Genomic DNA, 24,998 nt, shown 5'->3' on the forward strand with positions numbered 1-24,998 from the left:
TTCTTTAGAATACATACATCTTAAAGACGTAAGATAATTTGCAGAATATTTGAAAACTAAGAGAAGTTATTGAAATGAAAATATTAAAAACAGAGAGACTTATATTACGACCATGGAAACTTTCTGATGCGTCAAGTTTGTATCAATATGCAAAAGATGAACGCGTTGGCCCAATTGCAGGTTGGCCAGTGCATAGAAGTGTTGAAGAAAGTGCCGAAATTATTCGCACTATATTTATGCGTGATGATGTTTATGCCGTTACGTTAATTGATGATGATCTTGTCATAGGCTTAGTTGGATTATCTTTCGCAAATGAGAGTAATTTCCCGATTGGGGATAATGATGCTGAAGTTTCTTATTGGATTGGTGTTCCATTTTGGGGCAAAGGTTTAATACCAGAAGCCGTAAAAGAAATCAGTCGGTATAGCTTTGAAACACTGGAATTAGATAATTTATGGTGTGGCTATTTCGCTGATAATGAGAAATCACAAAAAACACAAGAAAAATGTGGATTTAAATTCCATCACGTCATTGAAGAACAGTACGCAGAATTTTTAGATGAAGTGAAAATTGAAAATATTTGCCGCTTAACTAAAGATGAGTGGATTGAAATCCAAAAACAAGTCTATTAAAACAAAACACCAGAGTGTGAAATTCACATTATCTGGTGTTTTTTAATATTAACAGGGCAATTTAATTAAGCACTTGCTAATGCTTGGGATAAATCAGCAATTAAATCTTGTGGATTTTCTATCCCAATAGATAAACGAATAGTGGTGTCTTGAATGCCAATGCTATGTCGTAATGTTATTGGTACACCCGAATGCGTTGTTGAACCTGGATGACATGCTAGAGATTCCGTTCCCCCCAGACTTACTGCAAGTTTAAAAATTTTCATTGCATTAAGAAAACGGAAAGCTTCACTTTCTCCACCTACAATATCAAATGAGAAAGTTGATCCCGCACCTGTACATTGTTTAGCAAAAAGCTGGGCTTCAACAGAATTTTTATCAGCAAAAGGTAAATAATGAATTGTTTTTACTTTTTCATGATCACGCAGAAACTCTGCAACTAATAATGCATTCTGATTGGCTTTTTCCATTCTAATTTGTAACGTTTCTAAAGAACGGCCTAGCATCCAGCAAGAATGCGGATCCAGTTGTGTCCCTATTGCTCCTCTTAATAATCTGATTTGATTAATAAGTTCACGAGAGCCCATTGCGGCACCAGCGACTAAATCTGAATGCCCACCAACATATTTAGTTAAAGAATAGACTGAGATATCAGCACCTTGTTCTATCGGATGTTGATATACAGGGCCAAGTAATGTGTTATCGCAGACAATAATAGGACGATAGCCTTGCACTTTTTCTAATTGATCAGCAACGTTTTTTAATGCTTCAATATCGACTAATGAATTAGTTGGGTTTGCGGGAGTTTCTGCAAAAATAACGGATACACGCCCTTTTTGACAGGCTTTATCTGCTTGTTCTTGAATAAGTGAACGGTTTAGCCCATCAGTAAATGGTGTGGCTTGGATCCCAAATTTAGCAAGTGTTTTGGCAATTAACGTTTCAGTTCCGCCATAAAGTGGCTGTGAATGTAAAATAACATCACCGGGCTGAGTTAATGCCATTAATGTTGTGGTAATTGAGGACATTCCTGATGAAAATAATACACAAGATTGCGTATTTTCATAAACCGCCAGTCTGTCTTCAACAATTTCACTATTAGGTTGATTAAAGCGAGAATAAACTAAACCGGCTTTTTCACCTTCTGGTAAAGGTTTTCTACCACTTACGGTATCAAAAAAAGCTTTACCCTCTTCAGCACTTTTAAAAATAAAGGTGGATGTTAAAAATACAGGTGGTTTAACTGAGCCTTCAGAGAGTAATGGATCATAACCATAACTCATCATTAGTGTTTCTGGTGAGAGTTTATGCTCGCCGATATATTGTTTTTTCAGTTGAGAGTCAGTCATTTTTTTATTTCTTATGTTTAATGAAGGATCTTTATCATACTGAAAAAAATTCATGTTGTTAGAATGTTTTATATAGAATAAAAACCAGTAGTTATATAAACATAACGCGTTTAAACATAAAAATAACGTTAAATAAAAGGTTCTATTTGTTGAGTGATATTTAATCAAGGTAATTTGACTAGATAAAAGTTGATTATTCTAGTTAAAAAGAAGGAAAAAACAGTAGGATAAACTTAAAGATAAAAAGAATGAGTGCCTCTTTTTACCTTTAAGTTAAGGGCGGTTACCAAGCTCTTACCGCATCACCTTTATACATTTCTTTGAATTTTAACTCGATTTGTCTTGAATGCAGAACTGAAACCAGTTTTTTTATATTTTCATCATTTTTGTTATCTTCACGCGTAACAACAACATTAGCATAAGGTGAATTTTTAGTTTCTAAGATCAGCCCATCACGAGTCGCAATGAGCCCAACTTGAGATGAAAAATTATTGTTGATTATAGCCATTGTGATATTTGGATCATTTAATGCTTCAGTCAGCTTAGGTGTGTCGACTTCAACAAAAGTGATTTCTTTTGCGTTATAGATAATGTCATCTACTGTTGGCGTGAAACCAACATCATCATTAAGAGTAATGAGATGATTTTCTGCTAGTAATAAAAGGGCACGCCCTTTCATGCTGACTTCATTTGAAATTGCAACGACATCACCAGACTTTAATTCATTTATATCGCTAATTTTTTTAGAGTATGCGGCTAAAGGAAAGATATACGTTTTGCTGGCAATATGAAATTGGTAGCCATGTTCTTTTATTTGAGCTTGAAGATAAGGAATTGATTGAAATACATTCGCATCAACTTCTTTATCGTTCAATGCCTTATTAGGCTGAACATAATCATTAAAAGCAACAATCTCAACATCTAACCCTTCAGTTAATTTCGCTAAACGAATTACTTCATCCCAAATCACTTGATCAGGCCCTGTATTAATTGCCACTTTTACTTTATGTGTGTCTTCTTGTGAGCAAGATACAGTAAATAGTGATATTGAGGCTAGAAGTAAACCTGTAATAATTTCCTTCATATCTTCCTCTTAAACAGACTTTGATAAAACAGCGCCATAAAAATCATTTTGATTAAGAAATATCCTAACAGTAGATTAATAACAAGGAACAAGAAATGATACAAGTACCCAATGCATATAAAGAAAGGAATATTATTTATATTTACACAATGTGTTGTTTTATAAAACAAAAAATAACACATCATAATATGATGTGTTTGTTATTTAATTGTAGATTTATTCATTAATAATTTTTTTTATACAATTATCAGAATACGCATCTTCTACACTAAGATAAGATGATTCAGTTACACAATAGCTATTAAATTGCCATTTAAATTGAATTTCATCACCTTTTTTATTTTCTAAAATAGAATAACTTGAAAAGCGGATTGGAGTGGCTTTTTGTAGGTTGTTTCCTATTTTTTCAGCACTTAACAATACAACGTGATTTTTTTTCTCAATAAATTTGAAATCAGAGATGGTGATATCAGTACCTTTAATTTTATTGTTAAAAAGACTCAAAGCATTAGCATATATGGACGGAACAATATAAACCTTTTGATCACTTCCTTTGATATAAACCGTTGCCAGATCAACAGAGGTTGAATCATTTAATGCTCGTCTAGATTTAACGACAACATCAGGAACACCATCACCATTAAAATCGATAAGATTTACTCCATATTCAAGTTTAATATCTACTGCTGTTGAAGCAAATGGCAACGATAAAAAAAGTAATCCTAGCCCAAGTTTTAATATATTCTTCATTGAGTTCACTTCTTTTTTTGCTTATTACTTGCACATCAGACTACTTTGTAACAGTGATTAGTCAAGGGGTTTTATGTTTCAAAATAATACAAAATTTACATTTATATTATTTATAAACTATTTTCATGATAACCACTATACTTATTTGACTATTATAAAAAGAATATATTTTTAGTGGTTATATTTTTTTTAGATTGAACATTTTTCTTTAATATAGAGCAATATAATTTTTAAGGTCGCTAATTCTTTCTTTTGTTTTATCTTTTAAACAACTGCTATATACCATTGGTGCTAAACTGCCACCTTGATAATAGTCAGCTTCATATTGGCAAGAGAGGTCTCTAAAATTAATCCAAACCAACTGGGCTTGTTTAAGCTGATCTTTTCGATCACCGTCTAATTTAGCGTAATATTGTTGATAAATATGGTTAAGTTCTTCATCTTTTTGCTGAAAATCTTGATGTACACATTGATTAATTTCAGTTTGAGTCGCCGCATTTCGACAATCAAAATTATCTGCTTGTAAATGTATAGACCAAAATAGTATACCGCCAGATATTGCACCGAATAGGATAAGTTTTTTCATCACACCGTCCGTTTTTTGATTAAAAATATCGCTAAAGATATTTACTTCATTCCTTTACTACTTAATTTAAAAGATAAAAACAAAGTAAGCCATTTATCATTTTAGCAATATTTCTTACATGACAATTACGTGAAGATAACGCAAAAATACTCTATTTTAGATAATCCAATTTAGACAACAATATTTAACATTGAGTAATTATACTGATATTTTGTTTAGAGAGAATATCTATTTAATAAAAATTAAAAAAAATGATAACTCAATATCTTTTTTCTTTAACAATAAATGTCATTTGTAAAAAAACTAAGTAAAATAGTAGTTATATTCTATTGTTTGTTTTTTTGTATTGAATCGCATTTATTGAAAATATTTAATCAATTTTACTTTAATAAGTAACTCGTCTTACCAGTTTCTATTTAAGCAAATTTTAATAAAATCATTTTAATTAATTAGACTAACCAGTCTAATTGGTACATATTATATGAAATAGAGACATAAATGATTTATTTATATTACTCACGGGTCTACACCCATAGTGGATTTTTCAAGATATGAAAAAATGTTTCAAATCAATTTGGTTTTATTTAGGATTTATTGTACTTCTTTTTGTGATTATCATTAGTCGTGGCCGGTATTCTGATTTTGAATTGGATGATCATGCCTTAGCGATAACCCCGATTAATTTTACTTCTAAAACAGATACTTTATCTGGAACATTAATTTTACCTAATCAGAATAATATAAAAGCAGTTGCTATTTTTGTTCATGGTGATGGTGCTCAAGATCGCTTTTCAAATAGTGGATATTTGCCATTAATTAATAGCTTGCTGGATTCTGGCATCGGTGTGTATACATGGGATAAAGCCGGTGTAGGAGAGAGCCAAGGAAATTGGTTGCTTCAATCTATGCAAGATAGAGCAGATGAAGCACAAATAGCATTAAAAATTATTCAAAAAAAATTTACTCATACAGATATTAAAGTTGGTTATTTAGGATTTTCACAGGCTGGATGGGTTATCCCTATTGCAGCGACGCAATCTAAACCTGATTTTTCCGTTATTATTGGTGGAGCTGTGAATTGGCGAGCTCAAGGCGTTTATTATCAGCAAGTACGTTTAAAAGCCGACAATATTGATGATAATGAAATTTCTCGAAGAGTCTCAGAGCAACTGCAACAAAATGATCGTGTGTTTGGTATTAATGGTAACCATGATATTTCAGCGCAAGGAGATATGTCTGACGATCGTTTCTATTTTGTTGTTCAAAACTATTTAAGTGATTCATCTCAATATTTACCGCACATGAATGGGCGGGTACTGGCTATGTTTGGTGAGTTAGATCTTAATGTCGATGCTCCAAAAAACGCATGTTTATATAGAACACTATTAGGAAATCATGTAGATAAAACAGTCACCCTATTCCCCAATGCTTCTCATGGTTTATTAAAAGCGCCTTTCTTTAATTACCAGTTAGATAATCAATGGCCTTGGTGGAAGCAGATGCTTTTCATTTATCAAGGTCAAGATAGTTATTCCCCAGATGCTTTAAATTACTTAACATCGTGGATCACTGAAGAGACGACAATATCTTCTGATTACATTGATTTTAAATGTGAAAATAGGAATACAAATTTAAAATAAAATGTAAATAACGCCTAAATGAGAGTTTCTCCTTAGGCGTTAAAGTGTAAAAAATATATTATAAATCAATTTGATACTCAATGATTTCTCTGATTTTTATTAATGCATCACGCAATAAATTAATATCAATTGAAGCTAGTGCAATACGAATTGCATGAGGAATATTGGTCGTTGTGGCATAAGGTTCAGCGGTTGCAACAGATATTTGTAATATTAGTGTTTCAGCATGGGTAGGCTTAGGCTATGTCTCGCTTTTTAGTATGTTGATTGGCTTTATATTTTGGTACAAAGGATTATCACAAGGTGGTATCGTGGCAGTAGGACAACTTCAATTATTACAACCATTCTTTGGCTTAGGTTTAGCCGCTGTATTACTTCATGAATCTGTCAATTTATTGATGTTGTTAGTCACTATTGGTGTTATTTTTTGTGTTGCTGGCTCAAGAAAATATGCTTAATTAAAGCTTGCTTTAAAAAACTAAAAAACACGCTAAATAGGGTTATTTAGCGTGTTTTATTCTTCAATTAAATTGGCAACTTCAAGCAAGTTATTATCAGGATCACGTAAATAAACCGATATAATAGCGCCAGTTGCACCCGTTCTAGGAACTGGCCCTTCTTCTATCTCTACACCTTGCTGATTTAAATGCTCAATAATCTCTGATAACGGTGTTTGTGTTAAAAAACACACATCAGCCGAACCTGCGGTTGGTTTTGCTGCTTTGGGAAGAAATTCCTTTCCTAATTGATGAAGATTTATTTTTTGAGAACCAAAAGTGAGTGCTTTGCGTCCTTCTTTAAACGTAATAACGTTAAAGCCTAATACGCGGTGATAAAAATCACAGGTCATCTGAATATCAGCAACCGTTAATACCAAATGATCAAGGTGTGTAATTTTCATCAAGCTCTCACTTTTTATACATCAATTAAAGTTCACACTTCGTTTTTAAAACAGCCGTTTTTCTATGGTGATCTAGTGCTAACTCAATTAATTTAGTAATTAATGATTGATAGCCTAAACCTGCACTCTGCCATAATTTTGGATACATACTAATATTGGTAAAACCAGGTAGTGTGTTTATTTCATTGATCACAACACGATTATCTTGAGTTAAGAACACATCTACACGAGCCATACCTAAGCAATTAAGAACACGGTATGCTTTTAATGCAACTTGGCGAATATTCACACTCGTATTTTCTTCCATTACCGCAGGGACAACGACTCTAGCACCGTCTTCATCGATATATTTTGTATTATAGGCATAGAAAGCATCGTTTAATACGATTTCACCACAAGGGCTAACTTCTGGATCCTCATTACCTAAAACAGCACACTCTATTTCACGACCTACAATAGCACTTTCAACAATCACTTTAAGATCGTATTCAAAAGCCATTGCTAATGCAGCGTTGAATTCTTCTTCATTATTAACTTTGCTAATTCCTACAGAAGAACCTAGGTTTGCAGGCTTAATAAATAAAGGAAGTCCTAATTGACGAACCATTTCGTTGTAAGGAATATCATTAATTTGATGCGCCATAATAGTAATAAATGGCGCAACCGCTAATCCGGCACCATCAAGTAGGCGTTTAGTAATATCTTTGTCCATACAAGCAGCTGAACTCATGATATTTGGTCCTACATAAGGCATATCAATCATGTGTAATAAGCCTTGGAGTGTTCCATCTTCACCGTACGCACCATGGACAATTGGGAATACAACATCAATTTGAGGTAATGCCTGGCCATCTTCAAGTGAAATAAATTGTTTTTTTACACTACCAGGAATAATAGCAACCGCTCTTAAAGGTTTGCTTAATGAAATAGTTTTAGGATTATCGCTATTTAGTAAATAATCAGTTTCTGAATATTCATGCCACTGACCTTGTTCATTAATACCGATTAAGCAAAGGTCGAATTTCGTTCGATCTAATTCATTAATAATGTTTTTTGCTGACTGTAATGAAACTTGATGTTCTGTGGATTTACCACCAAAAATAATAGCGACTCTTAATTTACTCATTTTCTAACCTTTTATAGGACAGCTATAGCGAATAGGTAGCAATATATCATGATAAAAACTCCCAATGTAGGTGGATAGTTCTTATCTGCGAAAAATTACGATAAAATGATGAAATTCTATGATTTAGAGTGTTAAAACATCACTATTTCAAGTTATAGAGTTTCTCTAACGATGACCATGCTATAGAAAAAGAGTAATGCCATGACTGATATAAAACAACCGATTGAGATGGATATTACTGAAGTTGCAAAAGCAACGGGACTCGCCTCTTCCGCGATCCGTTATTATGAGAAAAAAGGGCTTATTCATTCGATAGGTCGCAAAGGACTTAAGCGCGTATATCATAGAGATGTTCTGACTCGTTTAGCGTTAATCTCTTTGGCACAACAAGCTCATTTTTCTTTAGATGAAATAGCCCAACTGAGTCTTAATCAAAAAGTACCTGAAATTGATAGAAATATGGTGCGCTCAAAAATTGAAGAAATTGATATTAAAATTAGTGAATTAATTCAGTTACGAGATGGATTAGAGCATATTTTATTTTGTCCTGAAAAGAATCACTTTCAGTGCAAGCATTTTCAAGATGATCTCGCATTAAGTTTAGAAAAGAATAAGAAACGACTGCTTGAATAATCGACACAATTTTCATTTTTAATAATAAAAACAATATATTAAAAACAACTTTGATCAAACTGCCTTTCTATTGACTTGAAGTTAACTTCAAGTTGTATGATACAAATTCTTTCTTTATTTGTATCAGTGGAGACCTTTTATGCCTAAATCAGTTTGGTGGTTGGCATTTTCTTTAGCACTTTTTATTACAGGCAATGCATTAGTCCTTTCTGTCGCCGTTGTTATTGGTGAACAACTTGCTAAAGATCCTATTTATTCAACAGTTCCATTATTAAGCCAATATATTGGTATTATTTCAGCCACCATTCCTATGGCCTACTTTATGATGAAATATTCACGTAAAGCGGGCTTTATTATTGGTAATCTTGCCGGTTTAATTGGTGCTTTATTTGCTATTGCTGGAATATATTATCAAAATTTAATTTTATTTTCGGTAGGCACATTATTTACGGGTGTTGCGATTGGTACAGCACAACAATATCGATTTGCGGCTATTGAAGAAACACCCCCTAATATGCACGCAAAAGCGATTGGATTAGTCATGAGTGGCGGTATTATTGCTGCTATTATTGGCCCTACCTTAGCGGTTGTTACTCGTCAATTTTTTGCTAATTATCCTTTTATTGGTCCTTTCCTTTCACTTACGGTTATTTATATTTTAGCGTTTATTCTGTTGTGGAAAATTCCATTAAAAAAAGTAGTTAAATCAGTAGCAACACATAAGGAAAAATCCAGAAGTTATTTGCAACTTTATCGCCAGCCACTGTTATTTCTAGTCACAATAGTAAGTGCATGTGGTTATGGTATTTTAGTTTATATGATGGCTGCGATCCCGCTATCTATGAAGCAAAATGGATTTGAATTTGCCACCATTGCTTTTGTATTTCAATGCCATATTTTGGGAATGTTTGCGCCTTCATTTATTACAGGTCAACTGATCCATCGATTTGGTGTAAAGAAATTCTTTTTCTCTGCAATTATTTTACTTATCATCGCATTAGTGATTAATTTAACGGGAATAAGTTTTTATCACTATTTTATCAGCTTTGTTCTTGTTGGAATTTCGTGGAATCTAAATTTGATTAGTTCAACACATTTATTATCCAATACTTACCTACCTCATGAGCGAGCAAAAGTACAAGGAACTAATGATTTTCTGATTTTCTTCTTTGGTGCAGTTGGAAGCATTACGGGAGGTGTCGCCTTTTATCTCATCGGTTGGCAAAATACGAATATCATCAGTATTGTCATTAGCGTCATTATTTTATTGATTGCGATAAAACTACGAAAGTACTTACCTGTTACAACACAATAGAACAACCATGTTAAAACCTGAAAATTAGAGTAGATAAAACGATCCTTTATTTATTCATAATTATCTTAAACCCGCTTAAATAGCGGGTTTTCACACAAAATGACACCTTTTACCTCTTTTATAAGATTGTATGTTGTAACTCTATCTTGATAGAATCACACTACCGATTAACTTTTAAACTTAGAGAAGGAGGCTAATTATGTTTTTGTGTGATCTTATTGAATACTCACACTTCTTTGGTAATCGCCACAGCTCAGGCTTTCACAGTAATTTACTGCGTTAACCTGCCTGAGCGACGTTAACTATTACCTCTCCTCAGCTTACAGGGTTATCGCTTGATATTGCCCAAGGCGTTTTTACGCCTAAAGAATGAGTAAGCTATGAGCACATTATTATCTACACAAAATCTGTCTTTCCATAATAATCACGGTTTATTATTAAACGATATTTCTTTAGCACTGATTAAAGGTGAGAAGATTGGTTTAATTGGTTATAACGGTTGTGGGAAAAGTACTTTATTAAAATTACTTTCACATCAATTATCACCAAGTTCGGGTGTTATTTCTGTCGCTAATCAAACGGTTATGGCGTATATAGAACAACACTTACCCACTGAATTACAGTCAATGACTTTAATGGATGCTGTACTTCATAAATTACCTGAAGAATACAGATCATCTGAAGGCTGGCGAGCTGAATTATTGCTAAGTGAAATGGGATTTAAACTTCACGAAAAAGATCTCCTTGTTTTGCAATTAAGTGGTGGTCAACACACTCGTTTATTATTAGCGAGAGCGTTAATTATTGAGCCTGATTTATTATTACTTGATGAACCAAGTAACCACCTCGATTTACCCACTATTTTATGGTTGGAAACATTTTTAAAACAGTGGCGTGGTAGCTTCATTCTAGTTTCACATGATAATACGTTATTAGACAACGTAACGAATTGCACATGGATTATTCGTGATAAATCGCTATCTATATTTCGGTTACCCTGCTCTCAAGCTCGAGTTGCACAAGAAGAGCAAGATATCAGTGCACAACATCGCTATGATGCACAACAAAAAGAGATAGATAGAATAGCCCAAAGTGCGAAACAACTCGCAATATGGGGGCACGTTTATGATAACGAGAATTTATCTCGTAAAGCTAAACAGATGGAAAAGCATATTGTTCGTTTAAAAGATGAGCAAACTGAAGTGACGTCTGGAAATCAATGGGTATTACAGTTTTCTGGTACGGCATTACGTGCTGATAGGCTCTGCGAATTAAATCAACTTGCTGTTATTCCTGCTGAAAATACACCCGTTTTATATACTGTTGAAAATCAGCGTATAAAAAGTGGTGATCGAGTAGCAATAATTGGGGCTAATGGAACAGGTAAATCATCATTATTAAAAATGATTTGGTCACTTAGTTTAGTTGAGATAAATGAACAAAATGCAATAAAGCTGCATCCCCGAGTTGAATTGGGTTATTACGATCAAAAAATTGCTCAATTAGTTGATAATGATACCCTTTCTGATGCATTAAAACCTTTTGCACCATTAACGGATGAACAGAGAAAAATGGCGCTTATTAGTGCTGGCTTTGTTTATACGCGCCACGGGCAGAAAGTGAGTACATTAAGTGGTGGTGAACGAGCGCGTTTATTGTTTGTTGGCCTGAGTTTAGCAAACTATTCTTTATTAATGTTGGATGAGCCAACAAACCATATTGATATGGAAGGCAAAAAGGCATTATCTGAACAAATTAGTCAATTTCCCGGTGGTGTTTTATTAGTTAGCCATGATAGGGAATTGATTGAAAATAGCTGTAATCGTTTTTGGTATATTCATAATGGTGTTTTAACAGAACATCATGATATTGAAGCGATTTATCAGCTTATTGCTGAAGAAAAAATGCCAGAAACTCTGCTAGTGGATAAACTCAATAATTTGCAGAATATCTCATCAGTTCCATTAGTTTCACATCATGATGATGATGAAAAACTCTTTAAGTTAATTGAGCTAGAAGAAAAATTAGAGGCCGATTTAGCACGTAAAATTAACCATCAAAAACCTGCTTTGCAAGCACAATGGAAATTAGAGATTAACCAGCTAAAGCAAGCACTTAATTTGATTTAAGATAGATAAGATTTTGTTTAAGCAAAAAGGATCACGCTGTGATCCTTTTTTATTTATTCTTATTTTACTAATTGATATTCAATAAGATATAAAGATTTCGTTGTCGGATAAATATCTTTGATAAGCGCTTTCAACACTGGAAGTGTCATGCCTTCCTGTTGTGCGTGATACTCATTGATATCATCATAACGTAAAGGAGATACCGCTATGATTTTCAATTTTCCATAATGAGTACGATGTTCATTAGCAAATAATTCAACAATGCTTCCTGGTTTGTAATTACTTTCACTTTCATCTCTGATAGTAATCACTTTTTTTTCTTCAAGAATGGAAGGGATCAAACGTTCAAAAAAAGTAATTTCTGTTGGTATTGCCGACATAATATTGACTCATAAATTTATTGATAAATTACTGATTATCTTATCATGCAATAACTACTTTTTATTCTTTTTTACCCGCAAGGGTATTATTTAAAGCCTCCGTCTGAAGCAACTTAGCCTTACGTTCAATGCCCCAACGATAACCAGAAAATTCACCATTTTGTCGAATAACACGATGACATGGAATAGCAACTGCTAGCTTATTAGCTGCACAAGCATTAGCGACAGCGCGATATGCCTTAGGTGCTCCAATTTTGTCGGCGATTTCTTGGTAAGTCATCGTGCTACCAAAAGGGATATCTAATAATGCCTGCCAAACTTTTTGCTGAAATACCGTACCTTGGATATCAAGAGGTAAAGATAAGGGTTGTTTGGGTAATTCAATAAAACCGATGACTTGTGCAATGACTTGCTCAAACTCTTCATTGGCACCAATTAATTCAGCATGAGGGAATTGTTTTTGCAAATCTTCTAATAACAGCTCTGCATCATCCCCCAACATAATGGCACAAATCCCCTTTTCACTTTGCGCCACAAGGATACTTCCCAAAGAGCACTGAGCGATAGCAAAAAAGATAGCAATATTCTTACCACCTGTACGCCAATTTGTTGGCGTCATTCCTAATATCGCTGTTGCATTTTCATAGAAACGGCTATTCGCATTGAAGCCTGATTGATAAATCGCATCTGTAATACTGCCATCTTGAACTAACGCTTTTTTTATTAATTTTTGACGATAAGCATTAGCATAATCTTTTGGTGTGATCCCCATCGTTGATTTAAATAAGCGATGGAAATGATATGGGCTTGCCATAACATGCTCTGCAATACAGATAAGCGACACGTCACCGTTATTTTCTTCAATAAAACGGCAGGCTCGCTCAATAAGTTGATTATGTTTACTTTCCATTATGGTAGTCCTTTAAATGCGGGATTATGGCTATTATTGACAAACATAATGAATAAAGAACTCCGTTTATTGCTCAATCACTCTGATTCTTTAGATAATGCCCATAGATAAAGCGATGCCGTGGAGCCATAAGGTGAATAGCGTTTTCGGTAACGTTCGAAGCGTACTTTATCTAATGTTTTATGGCGATATAGACGCATAATTCCACGTTGAATAGCCAAGTCTCCCCAACTTAAAATATCTGGCCGATTAAGCGAAGAAATTAATAGCATTTCTGCAGTCCAAACCCCTATACCTTTTAGTTGAATTAAAGTATCGATAACCTCTTTATCTGTCATCTCAGGAATTTTATTTAAATCTAATCTTTCTGAAATAACGGCGTCAGCAATACCGATAATATAACTAGCTTTGCGCATAGTCATTCCACACTGTTGTATCTCTTGTTCTGATAATTTTGCGATACGTTCTGGTGTGTAAATACCGTCACATAAATTGAGTAACCGCTGATTAACGGTTATGGCAGCAGAAACCGAAATTTGTTGTTCAATAATGTTTTTAACTAATGCTGTAAATAAATCAGGTGTTAATGGACGTTTAATTTCTCCTATTCTTTCAATGAGTTTGGCTAAGCGCTTATCACGTTTTTTTAATGTGTTTATCTCTGTTTCGCCATACTGAAAGTGCATAATTTAACTTAATTTAAATAAAATATTTATGTCAGTATAACGTGAAGATAAGTGTATTACGCACTCTATTTCTTGCTTTTTTTTGAATTGAACCTTCTACCTTTTATCGTAGGCAAAGAAGATAATATTTGGCAAAAGAGTTTAATTGTTTTTTTAGAAGAAGTTAGTCAATCAAAAATATCATCACATTTAAAAACTATAGTTTCATATTAAAAGTTATAAAAAAATATAAAATTTAAATTACCGTCTATACTTTATTTGATTTTTTGAATTTTTACTTAGGTCAATTCTTAGTTATTCTGTAATTTCAGGATTTAATATGAAAAATTATGCACTCAATTTACAAAACAAAGCTGATGCGCTGGCAGTAATGAAAAAAGCAATGAGCTTTACTATTCCTGCCGCATTAAGAGTTGCTGCTAAATTAAATATCGCAGATTTATTAAAAGAAGGTTCTAAGAATATTAATGAACTTGCAGAAAAAACAAACTCCATCCCTGTTGTTTTAAATAGAATATTAAGAATGTTAGCTTCTGAAGGTATATTCTCTGAGTCAGAAGGATCTCGCTATTCTCTTGCTCCTGCGGGATACTTTTTATTAAGCGACCATGAATATAGCTTGCGTGATGCCGTATTAATGTTAACAAATGAAACGCTATGGCGCCCAGTAGGTGATGTTATTGAGTCAGTTCAGGGCAACCCCGCTTTTGAAAACTTATATGGCATGCCTTTTTATCAATATTGGCAAGATAATGTAAGAGATGATCATGATTTTCAAGCAGGTATGAACTCACTTTCAAAGATAGAAAATTATTTTATTATTAAGCATTACGAATTTCCTGAAGATATAACTATCACAGATATTGCTGGCGGATTGGGTGGGCTGTTATTAAGCGTATTAAAAGAAAATCCGACTCTGAAGGGACAATTATTTGATAGGCCACATGTGTTGGAAAGAACGTTATTGACTGAATTAAATGACGATAGTCGCTGGAAATTAATATCAGGTGATTTATTTGGAGAGTATCCAGAATCTGATATTTATTTAATAAAATATATTATTCATGATTGGGATGATGAAAGCGTCATTAAATTTTTTAAAAACTTCCGTAACGCAATGAAGCCTAATTCAAAAATACTTATTATTGAACCGGTTATTTTTAAAAAGAATGTACCTGATATGGCTAAATATATGGATCTTCTATGCATGTCTGCATTTCCTGAATCAGGTGAACGTACAGAAGATGAATTTATTGCTTTACTAGATCAAGCAGATTTGAAAATCAATAAAGTGATTAAAACAGGAACATATAACTCAATACTAGAAGTTGTTATTAAATAATCTATTGGAATAGCCATTTATTTGTAGCAAAAAAAGCCACTTTCAAAAGTGGCTTTTTAAGTTAAAAAAAGATTATGCAGTTAACGCCAGCTTGGCACCAAAAAGTAAGAACACTGCACCAATACAACTATTTGATAATGAAGCTAACCGTTTGTTATGTTTTACTTTATTAGTAATAGCAACACCGCCAAATATAAGAACTGATAAATAAAGCATACTGCATGTTTCTAAAATCGCACCTAATACAAAGAATGGAACACCCGCATTTTCATACTTAGGATCGATAAACTGAATAAAGAAAGAAACATAAAAAATGATCATTTTTGGGTTAAGCATACTCAAAAATAACGCCTTAACATAAAGACCATCTTTTGTTTTTACAGTTACTTCAGACACTTGCTCTGGCGTCTCTTTTTTCTTTTGGAACGTTGCATATAACGTTTTTAACCCTAAATAGGTTAAATAAAGTGCACCAGCATATTTAATGACAATAAAGAAGACGGGTGAAGTCTTGACTAATGAAGCAACCCCCAAAAATGCCAAAAAGATTAATAATGCATCACCCGTAAAAACACCAAGAGCGGCTTTATACCCCCCTTTTACGCCATGCTTCGCACTGGAAGTAAGGACGAAAATCGAGTTTGGACCTGGTACTAAAGTAATAAAAATAACGCCTAAAAGGTATGTCCAAATATTTGAAATACCGATACTTTCTAACATACGACGCCTTTTTTAAAAAAATAACATGCTGAATATGTGAGCTATCATATCTACAATATTTTTTTTGTAAAACAATAATCTTTATACCATCTAAAGATAAGTCAGTTACTCTGCCTTTTTGTGTAAAAAGCAGTTTATAAGTCTTTTTTTACAATTAATTTTGGATTAAAAAACCAATTTAAATGTGTGTTATAGTATGATGCTGAAATTAAAATTTATACAGACTTAGTGTCTAATTAAAGTCACATGTATGGAATTATAAACTGCATAGTGAATTAAATTCAGATGCAATACCCTATTGTTTGTTTTATGTTATGGTGCATTATTCTTTTTGTGATCTTAGGCGATATTTTATTTTTAACATTAAAACAGCCTTACTCATTAATTTTATGAAAAATAAGTGTTTTTATTGATATTCGGTGAGTTAATTAGCACGAAAAGCGAGGGAATAAAAAAGATTATATTTACCAAAACCATTACTCTAAGTTGTTTTTCATTTTTACCTTTATCTTGCATTTATCTTCACACCAAAGATGGAGTTACGCCATTTTGCTCAAAATGAGACTATTGCAGCTGAAGATTACATTGATAATAGTGATGTACATCACCCTGAGCGTATTGCATGCCAAGCACAAGCGACTTTTTATGATAATTTTACACAAACAGGTAAACTAACAATAAAACAGGTTGCTGTCGGTGAAAGGCCTATGCCTAAAGATGAAATGCCAATTATTGGAGAAATATCTCCTTATCAGAGATTATATCTTGTTACTATGCACGCCGCCGTGACACTGTCACCTTTGTTATGTGAATTAGTTGCACAAGAACTTATTTACGAAAAAGCGGAACCTCTATTAACGCCTTATCGCGTATCACGATTCAGCTAGAGAACCATTATGGATGCACAACTGTATAAAGAATTTAAAATAGTAGAAAAAGCCTTTTGGTCAGAAATTTGTGAAAATAATATTCGTATTGGTGATCATACTCACTGCTTTATGACACCAATGGATGCTGCCATTTTTAACTTTATTTATTTGCGCCAAGGCGCAACAGAAAGTTCATTCCAGCAAGCCAGCACCCTTTTTACTTCGCAGAAAAAAAATCATATTTTGGTATTACCCGAGTCATTGTTGCCTGAGTTTGAAGAAATAATAAAAAATGCAGGTTATACCGGTGATGGTATGACAACCGCAATGTATTTAACATTATCGGAAGCGGTATTTCCATCTTATAGAAATAATCCTTGTGATATCATTTTAACCAATCACAACCTTGAACAGTGGGCACACCCATTAAAAACGGCGTTTCCAGTAGGAGATGATAGTGATGATACGATTGTTAATGAATATATTCGCTATCATCAGAAAGCATTAGATAATGGCGCAGCTATTTTCCATTACGCGTTATTAGTTGATGGTCAGCCAGTCTCTTCATTAACGTTAACAATACACGATAAATTAGCGCGTTTTGATGATATTGGGACAGATATTGCCTATCAAGGTAATGGTTATGCGACACATTTGATTAAGCATGTTTTAGAGTTTTGCCGTGAGCAAGGCGTTGAACGTTGCTTCTTAGATGCATCAGCAGATGGTTTAGCGCTATACCGTAAGTTTGGTTTTAAATCGCTCTTTAACTATCTTAGTTTTATTAAAGAATAAAAGCAGCTATATGAATAGGCTCAATCATGTTTGTTGAGCCTATTTTTTAAATATTAATAAAGACTAAGCTTTTTCTCAGCATCTTGTTTATCTTTATCGCTAATTTGTCTTATCACTCGACAAGGATTTCCAACAGCAACGCAATTAGCTGGAATAGATTTTGTGACTACACTGCCGGCACCTATAACGCAATTATCACCAATAGTCACACCAGGTAAGATAATACACCCTGCACCTAACCATACTGAATTACCGATAGTAATCGGTAATGCATATTCTAATTCACTGTTGCGTATTTCAGGATCAATCGGATGAGTTGCAGTTAAAATACTGACATTTGGCGCACACATCACATTGTGTCCAATTTTTACTGGAGCACAATCTAATATCGTTAGATTAAAATTAGCGTAAAATGATTCACCAATTTCAATTAACTGACCATAGTCACAATGAAATGGTGGCTCAATAGTAAAATTATTGGCCGTTTTTCCTAAAAGTTGTTTTAAATATGTCTTTCTCTTTTCAACGTCAGAAGGACGCGTCATATTAAAATCATAAATAATTTCACGCGCTTTTACTCTAAGTGGTTCTAAACTATCATCTTTACTAGCATGATAAAGATGACCTGATACCATTTTTTCGTATTCTGTCATTGTGATACTCCGAATTTGAAATAAAACAGTTTAGATAAACGTCAATATTGATTTTCTTATTCTAGCGTTAATTGACTTAAATTAGCGGTGTTTTTTAAGTCCATTAAGTGCGGCTTACATTTTATTAAGAATAAATGCCATTAAATAGCAGTGAGCCACCAGCAAAAATTAGCATGGCATCTAATAGCCATTGAAAAAGTTTTGGTGTCAGTTTTAATACCAGTTTTTTACCAAAGTAATTTCCTACGGTTAAGCCACAACCTACTAACACTCCACTAATAAAGATAAAGCTATTAACTGCACCTAGTTGGCTAAATGTCAGGGCTTTAGTGAGATAAATAACAAATGAGGCAGCTGCTTCAGTTGCAAGTAATGGCCCTAATGTCAGACCATATGCAGAGAATATTGGAATAGTTAATGGTCCTGTAGAAAACACAATCCCTGTTAAATAGCCGATAACTGCACCCGCAATAATAACTTGGTAAGTTTTCATTTTGATTTGATGTTTGCGTAATAAGTGGATCACGGGGATCATCAATATAAAAAATATTCCCATACCAATATTTAGCCATTTTTCAGACATTATCCATAATGTATTAGCACCAAGAATAACGGCTGGAATACTGGGTAATAGATAATAAAATAGTGGTTTAAAGCGAATACTGTGACGCCATAAATAAATACGTGATAAATTTCCCATCACTGACGCTAATGCCATAATCGGTACGGCTTCCTTAGCACCAAATACATAAGTCAAAGCGGGAATTAATAAAATAGAAGAGCCCGTTCCTACAACGCCACTGATTACACCAGACAATACTGCCAATAAAATAACCGCGATAAAACTCATTATCATCCTTTAAGTTCAATAAGTTAAAGACGTTGTATCATACCCGTCTTCTTTATTTTTACCTGTGATAAAATGTCACGGTATTGTGAGTTTTAATCAGAAAGCCGCTTTATTTATGATGAATAAACTATAATGAGAAAATTATGATGAGAAACCTTCCTCCATTACCTTCATTGCGTGCTTTCTTAGTCGCTTGCCATAGCCAAAGTTATACTGAAGCCGCACAGACATTATGTGTCACTCATGGTGCGATCAGTCGTCATATCCAAGTTATAGAAAAATGGTTTGGTGTCACCTTATTCAATAAACAAGGTTTACGCCGCGTACCCACTCCTTATGCATTGACGCTAGCGCAAGAGTTAAGTGACGTTTTTGATAAATTAAATGATATTGGTTTTCGTTATGGTAATGGTGGAAAAAACGATATTTTAAATATCAGTGTTCCTACAACACTTTGTTTAAAATGGCTTATTCCGCGAATGGAGGATTTTTATCTTCAATATCCTAATGCAAATATCCAAGTTGCTTCTGCAAATAGCGAGCGATTTCATTTGATTAGTCATGATGATCTGATTATTCGCCCTCAACCTCAGCAACAAGAGTATTCATCCGTTGTTTTTTTAGAGGATAAACATTGTTTAATTGCTTCTGAAAAATTCTTAAAACGTTACAACGTCACTAGATTTGAAGATGTTTTTGACTGCCCCGTTATTGATACACTTACCCGCCCTGGTCATTGGCAACAATGGTTAATAGCGACTCATCTTAATACTCAGCGTTCATTCTCACGTCACTATCGCTTTGATCACTTTCATATTTCTCTTCAAGCCATTATTGAAGGATTAGGCCTCGGTATTGGCCCTGTTTCGATTTTGTCGAATGAAATAAATAGCGGTACTTTAAAAGTGTTATTTCCAAATATCCAAATTGTACCGATAAGCTACTACGCTTTAACACCATTGGGTGTACAAAAAACCAAAACACATCTTGATTTTGAACAATGGCTCACCCAACAAAAAAGTTAATTTCACTAATGAAATAAGTAATTTTTTTTCATAGAAATAGCGATTTCAATCCTATGCATTATACTTTTTACAACTAATTTACAGCTATTTTATTAAAAACATCTAATGTTTATCTTCTTTTTGTGAATAGGTAAAAACGCTAATCGTGCTGTTTTTATAATTCGCGATCTTTCTCTGTCATATTATTAAATTTATTTAAACTCAATATATTAAGCTAAAGAAATAAGTAAATTAACTTATTTAAATTATTTTGATTTTAAATAATCTGTTATAAACACTTATTGTTTAACTTAAATTAACGTTCTATGCTGATATTTATATATAAAATTTATTAATTTATTTGCTAGCAACGAAGGACGATAAGATGTCTGTAGCTGTGACAAAAAAAGCAATAGAAAAACTAATTAATGGGTATGAATCTGATCCTTTTGCACTTCTTGGTATGCATGAAACATCGGCAGGTTTAGAGGTTCGTGCTTTTTTACCAGATGCAGTTGCAGTCAGTGTCATCGATAGAAAAAATGGCCGAAAAGTAGCAACACTAGAGCGTAAACACCCTAGTGGTTTTTTCTGTGGTGCTATCCCCCGACGTAAACGCCGTTTTAGTTACTGTTTAGATGTAACGTGGGAAAATGCACAAGGTGTCGTTGATGATCCCTATCAATTTGGCATTTTATTGCAAGAAATGGATATTTGGTTTTTAGCGCAAGGCCATCACTCCCGCCCTTACCAATGTTTAGGCGCACACCCTGCAAAACTGGGTGATATCGATGGTATTACTTTTGCTGTATGGGCGCCCAACGCAAAAAGCGTAAGTGTTGTAGGCGATTTCTCATTCTGGGATGAACGTCGTTTTCCAATGCGATTACGCCGTGAAAGTGGAATATGGGAGCTCTTCCTTCCACAAGCTCATCTAGGTGATTGTTATAAATATTCTATTCTTGATGCGAATGGTGAACGTCGATTAAAAGCCGATCCTTATGCTTTTGAAACACAAATACGCCCTGAAACCGCATCAATTATCAATACATTACCACCAATCAAACCAATGCCATTATCGCGTCAGCAAGCGAATCAGCGTAATGCACCTATGTCTATTTATGAAGTTCATTTAGGTTCATGGCGTAGACATACTGACGATCAAAGCTGGTTAAGCTATCGCGAATTAGCTGAACAGTTAATTCCATATGTTAAAGAAATGGGTTTTACTCATATTGAGTTGCTCCCTATTAATGAGCATCCTTTTGATGGCTCATGGGGATATCAACCATTAGGGTTATATTCACCAACTCGTCGCTTTGGCTCCCCAATGGATTTCCGTGACTTTATTGAAGCAGCACATCAAGCAGAAATTAACGTTATTTTAGATTGGGTTCCTGGTCATTTCCCTGAAGATGATTACGGTTTACGTAATTTTGATGGCACATCACTCTATGAATATGCGGATAGACGTGAAGGCTTTCATCCCGATTGGAATACTTTAATTTATAACTATGGGCGCAATGAAGTGCTGAATTACCTTTCTGGTAATTTATTGTATTGGCATGAGCATTTTGCACTAGATGGTTTCCGTTTCGATGCTGTTGCCTCCATGCTTTATCGTGATTACAGCCGAAAAGAAGGCGAATGGATACCCAATAAACACGGTGGACGTGAGAATTTAGAAGCCATTGATTTTATTCGCCATACCAATAAATTACTGGGCACAACTTGCCCCGGTACTGTCACAATTGCAGAAGAATCTACTGATTTCCCGGGTGTTACCTTACCGCCTGATGATGGTGGCTTAGGTTTTAATTACAAATGGAATATGGGTTGGATGCATGACACGTTAGCTTATATGCAACGTGATCCTATCTACCGTAAATTTCACCACAATCAAATGACCTTTGGCATGCTCTATGCCTATAACGAAAACTTTGTTCTGCCTCTTTCTCATGATGAATTTGTGCATGGTAAAGGTTCGTTGATTGGCCGCATGGTGGGCGATGATTGGCAAAAATTTGCCAATTTACGTGCATATCTCGGTTTTATGTGGGCTTATCCCGGCAAAAAACTGCTATTTATGGGATGTGAGTTTGCACAATGGCGTGAATGGAACCACGACAGTAGCTTAGATTGGCATCTTCTCGAAGAACCAAATAGCCCACATCAAGGTGTTCAACACTTTGTACGTGATTTAAATCTTTCCTATCAAGCTAATGCTCCGCTTTATGAATGTGATTTTGAACGCGAAGGCTTTGAATGGCTTACCGTTGATGATCACGATAACTCTGTCTTTGCTTTTTGCCGTAAAGATGCGCAAGGCAATGAAATTATTATTATCAGTAATTTCACGCCTGTTGTTCATCACAATTACGTTGTCGGCGTAAATAAAGCAGGTACTTATCAGGAAATTCTTAACAGTGATTCTGAGTTTTATAACGGCAGTAATGTAGGAAATTTAGGTGAAATAGAAGCAACCGCAAGTACATTTAATGGCAAACCTCACTCCTTGCCATTGTCACTGCCTCCGCTTGCGACGCTGTATTTAAGATTGAAGGATTAATATGTCTTTAGATTATGGTCGCCCTTTTCCTATGGGCAGTCATTATGATGGCTATGGAGTAAACTTTACACTCTTTAGTGAAAATGCCACTAAAGTCATTCTTTGCCTGTTTGATAAAGCAGGCAAAGAGATCCGCTACCCATTACCAGGTAAAACGGGCGCAATTTGGCATGGATATTTGCCTGGTGCAGGGCCAGGTTTACATTATGGTTATCGTGTAGAAGGCGAATGGAACCCAGAGCAAGGATTGTTCTATCAACCTCAGCAACTATTATTAGATCCCTATGCAAAACAGGTGACAGGTATTGTTGATAATACATTGCCTTACACCTCCCCTGTTTTTAATGCATTAGAGCATGATGATAGTGCGATTACACCTAAAGCAGTTATCACAGATGATAGTGGTTGTTTTTGCCATTCTTATAAAGAAAAAGGCACGTATCAGCGTTTAAATACGCCGTGGTCAGAAACCATTATTTACGAAGGACATGTAAAAGGGCTGACAAAGCTTCATCCTGAAATACCCGAGAAAATTGCGGGCACTTATGCAGCATTAGGGCATCCTGCCTTTATTACGCATTTGCAAAAATTAGGTATTACAGCATTAGAACTGTTACCCGTTCAATACCATTTAACAGAGCCACATCTTCATAAAATCGGATTAAAAAATTATTGGGGTTATAACGTATTAGCGCCCTTTGCTTTATCGACACAATATTATTCCAACACAGGTCGGAATATTATGGATGAATTCCGAGAAGCAGTAAGGTGTTTACACAAAGCCAATATTGAAGTGATTTTAGATGTGGTATTCAACCACACAGCAGAATTAAGTGATCAATATGAAGGTTATATTGTTTCGCAGCGCGGTATTGATAATCAAAGCTATTATTGGCTAAACGACGAAAATAAAGCACAAAATTGGACTGGCTGTGGCAATACTCTAAATTTAAGTCGCCCTGAAACAGTGCAGTGGGTTATGGATTGCCTGCGTTATTGGGTGACAGAATTTCATATCGATGGTTTTCGTTTTGATTTAGCGACAAGTCTTGGTCGAGTTCCTTATTTTGATACTCAATCACCACTACTGACAGCGATACGACAAGATCCGCTGCTGTCACGTATCAAACTTATCGCAGAGCCTTGGGACTTAGGCTCTGATGGTTATCAAGTCGGTAATTTCCCTGTTCCATTTACAGAATGGAATGATGGCTATCGCGATGTTATTCGTCGTTTTTGGTTATGGCGTGATGTGGCTATTGCGACATTTGCAGACAATATTACGGGCTCTGCAAAGCTGTATCACAAAAACGGTAGACCTCCCTATTCTAGCGTCAATATGATAACAAGCCACGACGGCTTTACACTACGGGATTTAGTGAGTTATCAGAACAAACATAACGAGGAGAATGGAGAATCAAACCTAGATGGACATAACACCAATTACAGTGTGAATTTTGGTGAAGAAGGTTTGATAGTCAACGAAAAAATAAGTCAACACAGATTGCTTGCAACTCGGAATATGCTTGCAACCTTACTGCTTTCTAGAGGAACACCTCATTTACTCGCCGGTGATGAAGTGGGTAATACGCAATATGGTAATAACAACGCTTATTGTCAGGATAATAAAGTCAGTTGGATCAAATGGTTTCAACAACCTTATGATTTAACTGATTACATTCGCCACCTTATTGAATTACGTCACCAAATTACACCTTTAAGTTCGCTTAAGTGGTGGGAAGAAGATAGCCAAAACGTGGTTTGGTTAAATCAGAATGCTCAACCTATGAGTCATGAAGAATGGCAACAACTTCCACCCTCACCATTACAACTTCTTTTAGCGCAACAATGGATCTTAATGTTTAACCCATTAAGAAACAGCGCTGTTTTTTCTTTACCTGAAGGGTCTTGGTCTTGCTTGCTTGATACGGTTAGCTGGCCTGATTGTCACCCGACACAATCTCAGCATTGTGAAATACAACCTAACAGTATCACCCTTTGGCGAAATAGCGTTTTTTATACTCAGTCTTCTACTGAAAAATTACCCATTATTTCCTCCCAAGTTAAGTAATTTG

23 protein-coding genes and 1 pseudogene are annotated in these 24,998 nt (G+C 34.7%); 12 read left to right on the forward strand and 12 right to left on the reverse strand.

Features of this window, described 5'->3' with window-relative positions:
• Nucleotides 1-74: 74 nt before the first annotated feature.
• Nucleotides 75-632 (forward strand): GNAT family N-acetyltransferase, encoded by a 558-nt coding sequence (locus ACNARN_RS01400; protein WP_102086725.1) that lies wholly within the window; start codon nt 75-77, stop codon nt 630-632.
• A 65-nt stretch (nt 633-697) separates the two neighbouring features.
• Here the strand turns inward: ACNARN_RS01400 and ACNARN_RS01405 are convergent, their stop codons facing one another.
• From ACNARN_RS01405 to ACNARN_RS01420, 4 genes are all read right to left on the reverse strand, one after another.
• Nucleotides 698-1,981, reverse strand: a complete 1,284-nt coding sequence (locus ACNARN_RS01405) for a cystathionine gamma-synthase family protein (RefSeq protein ID WP_416304039.1) — start codon at nt 1,979-1,981, stop codon at nt 698-700.
• A gap of 283 nt (nt 1,982-2,264) precedes the next feature.
• Complete coding sequence (locus ACNARN_RS01410) at nt 2,265-3,065, reverse strand: MetQ/NlpA family lipoprotein (protein ID WP_102086722.1); 801 nt, start codon at nt 3,063-3,065, stop codon at nt 2,265-2,267.
• Nucleotides 3,066-3,281: 216 nt separating this feature from the next.
• Nucleotides 3,282-3,815 (reverse strand): carbapenem self-resistance protein CarG family protein, encoded by a 534-nt coding sequence (locus ACNARN_RS01415; protein WP_416303883.1) that lies wholly within the window; start codon nt 3,813-3,815, stop codon nt 3,282-3,284.
• Nucleotides 3,816-4,023: 208 nt separating this feature from the next.
• On the reverse strand, nt 4,024-4,401 hold the full coding sequence (locus tag ACNARN_RS01420) for a lysozyme inhibitor LprI family protein (RefSeq protein ID WP_102086720.1): 378 nt from the start codon (nt 4,399-4,401) through the stop codon (nt 4,024-4,026).
• Between the two features lie 551 nt (nt 4,402-4,952).
• Here ACNARN_RS01420 and ACNARN_RS01425 point away from each other — a divergent pair.
• The gene (locus ACNARN_RS01425; RefSeq protein ID WP_416304040.1) at nt 4,953-6,041 is read left to right on the forward strand and encodes an alpha/beta hydrolase family protein; all 1,089 of its coding nucleotides are present in this window, start codon (nt 4,953-4,955) and stop codon (nt 6,039-6,041) included.
• Nucleotides 6,042-6,253: 212 nt separating this feature from the next.
• Nucleotides 6,254-6,499, forward strand: a pseudogene (locus tag ACNARN_RS01430) (EamA family transporter); the annotation flags it as partial.
• Between the two features lie 56 nt (nt 6,500-6,555).
• Here ACNARN_RS01430 and ACNARN_RS01435 read toward each other — a convergent pair.
• Together ACNARN_RS01435 and ddlA are read right to left on the reverse strand one after the other, a co-directional pair.
• The gene (locus tag ACNARN_RS01435; RefSeq protein WP_416304041.1) at nt 6,556-6,942 is read right to left on the reverse strand and encodes a VOC family protein; all 387 of its coding nucleotides are present in this window, start codon (nt 6,940-6,942) and stop codon (nt 6,556-6,558) included.
• A gap of 25 nt (nt 6,943-6,967) precedes the next feature.
• Nucleotides 6,968-8,068, reverse strand: a complete 1,101-nt coding sequence (gene ddlA / locus ACNARN_RS01440; RefSeq protein WP_416304042.1) for a D-alanine--D-alanine ligase — start codon at nt 8,066-8,068, stop codon at nt 6,968-6,970.
• A gap of 201 nt (nt 8,069-8,269) precedes the next feature.
• Here ddlA and ACNARN_RS01445 point away from each other — a divergent pair, with 201 nt between their 5' ends.
• From ACNARN_RS01445 to ACNARN_RS01455, 3 genes are all read left to right on the forward strand, one after another.
• Nucleotides 8,270-8,701, forward strand: coding sequence for a helix-turn-helix domain-containing protein (locus ACNARN_RS01445; protein WP_180949070.1), 432 nt, complete (start codon nt 8,270-8,272; stop codon nt 8,699-8,701).
• 139 nt (nt 8,702-8,840) lie between these two features.
• Complete coding sequence (locus ACNARN_RS01450; RefSeq protein ID WP_416304043.1) at nt 8,841-10,016, forward strand: MFS transporter; 1,176 nt, start codon at nt 8,841-8,843, stop codon at nt 10,014-10,016.
• A 380-nt stretch (nt 10,017-10,396) separates the two neighbouring features.
• Nucleotides 10,397-12,145 (forward strand): ABC-F family ATP-binding cassette domain-containing protein, encoded by a 1,749-nt coding sequence (locus ACNARN_RS01455; RefSeq protein ID WP_416304044.1) that lies wholly within the window; start codon nt 10,397-10,399, stop codon nt 12,143-12,145.
• 59 nt (nt 12,146-12,204) lie between these two features.
• Here ACNARN_RS01455 and yqfB read toward each other — a convergent pair whose 3' ends face one another.
• From yqfB to ACNARN_RS01470, 3 genes are all read right to left on the reverse strand, one after another.
• Nucleotides 12,205-12,525: a N(4)-acetylcytidine aminohydrolase gene (yqfB, locus tag ACNARN_RS01460; protein WP_196532699.1), complete on the reverse strand. Its 321-nt coding sequence runs from the start codon at nt 12,523-12,525 to the stop codon at nt 12,205-12,207.
• A 61-nt stretch (nt 12,526-12,586) separates the two neighbouring features.
• Nucleotides 12,587-13,435 carry a bifunctional DNA-binding transcriptional regulator/O6-methylguanine-DNA methyltransferase Ada gene (gene ada / locus ACNARN_RS01465; RefSeq protein ID WP_416304045.1) on the reverse strand — a complete coding sequence of 283 codons (849 nt, stop codon included), beginning with the start codon at nt 13,433-13,435 and terminating at the stop codon, nt 12,587-12,589.
• Nucleotides 13,436-13,512: 77 nt separating this feature from the next.
• Nucleotides 13,513-14,121 carry a DNA-3-methyladenine glycosylase family protein gene (locus ACNARN_RS01470; protein WP_102086711.1) on the reverse strand — a complete coding sequence of 203 codons (609 nt, stop codon included), beginning with the start codon at nt 14,119-14,121 and terminating at the stop codon, nt 13,513-13,515.
• 319 nt (nt 14,122-14,440) lie between these two features.
• Here ACNARN_RS01470 and ACNARN_RS01475 point away from each other — a divergent pair, with 319 nt between their 5' ends.
• Entirely contained in the window at nt 14,441-15,463 is a 1,023-nt protein-coding gene (locus tag ACNARN_RS01475) for a methyltransferase (RefSeq protein WP_416304046.1), read from the forward strand.
• 72 nt (nt 15,464-15,535) lie between these two features.
• On the opposite strand, the gene leuE is transcribed toward ACNARN_RS01475, so the two are convergent.
• Complete coding sequence (leuE, locus tag ACNARN_RS01480) at nt 15,536-16,183, reverse strand: leucine efflux protein LeuE (protein WP_102086710.1); 648 nt, start codon at nt 16,181-16,183, stop codon at nt 15,536-15,538.
• A gap of 533 nt (nt 16,184-16,716) precedes the next feature.
• Between leuE and ACNARN_RS01485 the strand changes: the two genes are divergently transcribed.
• Both ACNARN_RS01485 and ACNARN_RS01490 read left to right on the forward strand, forming a co-directional pair.
• Nucleotides 16,717-17,070, forward strand: coding sequence for a hypothetical protein (locus ACNARN_RS01485; protein WP_416304047.1), 354 nt, complete (start codon nt 16,717-16,719; stop codon nt 17,068-17,070).
• A 9-nt stretch (nt 17,071-17,079) separates the two neighbouring features.
• Nucleotides 17,080-17,847, forward strand: a complete 768-nt coding sequence (locus ACNARN_RS01490; RefSeq protein ID WP_196532695.1) for a GNAT family N-acetyltransferase — start codon at nt 17,080-17,082, stop codon at nt 17,845-17,847.
• A gap of 53 nt (nt 17,848-17,900) precedes the next feature.
• On the opposite strand, the gene ACNARN_RS01495 is transcribed toward ACNARN_RS01490, so the two are convergent.
• Both ACNARN_RS01495 and ACNARN_RS01500 read right to left on the reverse strand, forming a co-directional pair.
• A complete protein-coding gene (locus tag ACNARN_RS01495) occupies nt 17,901-18,500 on the reverse strand; it encodes a sugar O-acetyltransferase (protein WP_416304048.1) in 600 nt (199 codons plus the stop codon).
• A gap of 124 nt (nt 18,501-18,624) precedes the next feature.
• Entirely contained in the window at nt 18,625-19,350 is a 726-nt protein-coding gene (locus tag ACNARN_RS01500) for a sulfite exporter TauE/SafE family protein (RefSeq protein WP_232806242.1), read from the reverse strand.
• A 143-nt stretch (nt 19,351-19,493) separates the two neighbouring features.
• On the opposite strand from ACNARN_RS01500, the gene ACNARN_RS01505 reads away from it, so the two are divergent.
• The 3 genes from ACNARN_RS01505 to glgX all read left to right on the forward strand — a co-directional run bounded on the left by ACNARN_RS01505 (nt 19,494) and on the right by glgX (nt 24,994).
• The gene (locus ACNARN_RS01505; protein ID WP_368887666.1) at nt 19,494-20,375 is read left to right on the forward strand and encodes a LysR substrate-binding domain-containing protein; all 882 of its coding nucleotides are present in this window, start codon (nt 19,494-19,496) and stop codon (nt 20,373-20,375) included.
• 364 nt (nt 20,376-20,739) lie between these two features.
• The gene (glgB, locus tag ACNARN_RS01510; protein WP_368926740.1) at nt 20,740-22,923 is read left to right on the forward strand and encodes a 1,4-alpha-glucan branching protein GlgB; all 2,184 of its coding nucleotides are present in this window, start codon (nt 20,740-20,742) and stop codon (nt 22,921-22,923) included.
• A 1-nt stretch (nt 22,924) separates the two neighbouring features.
• The gene (gene glgX, locus ACNARN_RS01515) at nt 22,925-24,994 is read left to right on the forward strand and encodes a glycogen debranching protein GlgX (protein WP_198625636.1); all 2,070 of its coding nucleotides are present in this window, start codon (nt 22,925-22,927) and stop codon (nt 24,992-24,994) included.
• Nucleotides 24,995-24,998: the final 4 nt, after the last annotated feature.

The organism is Proteus sp. TSJ240517 (assembly GCF_047921575.1).
Taxonomy (GTDB): Bacteria; Pseudomonadota; Gammaproteobacteria; order Enterobacterales; family Enterobacteriaceae; genus Proteus.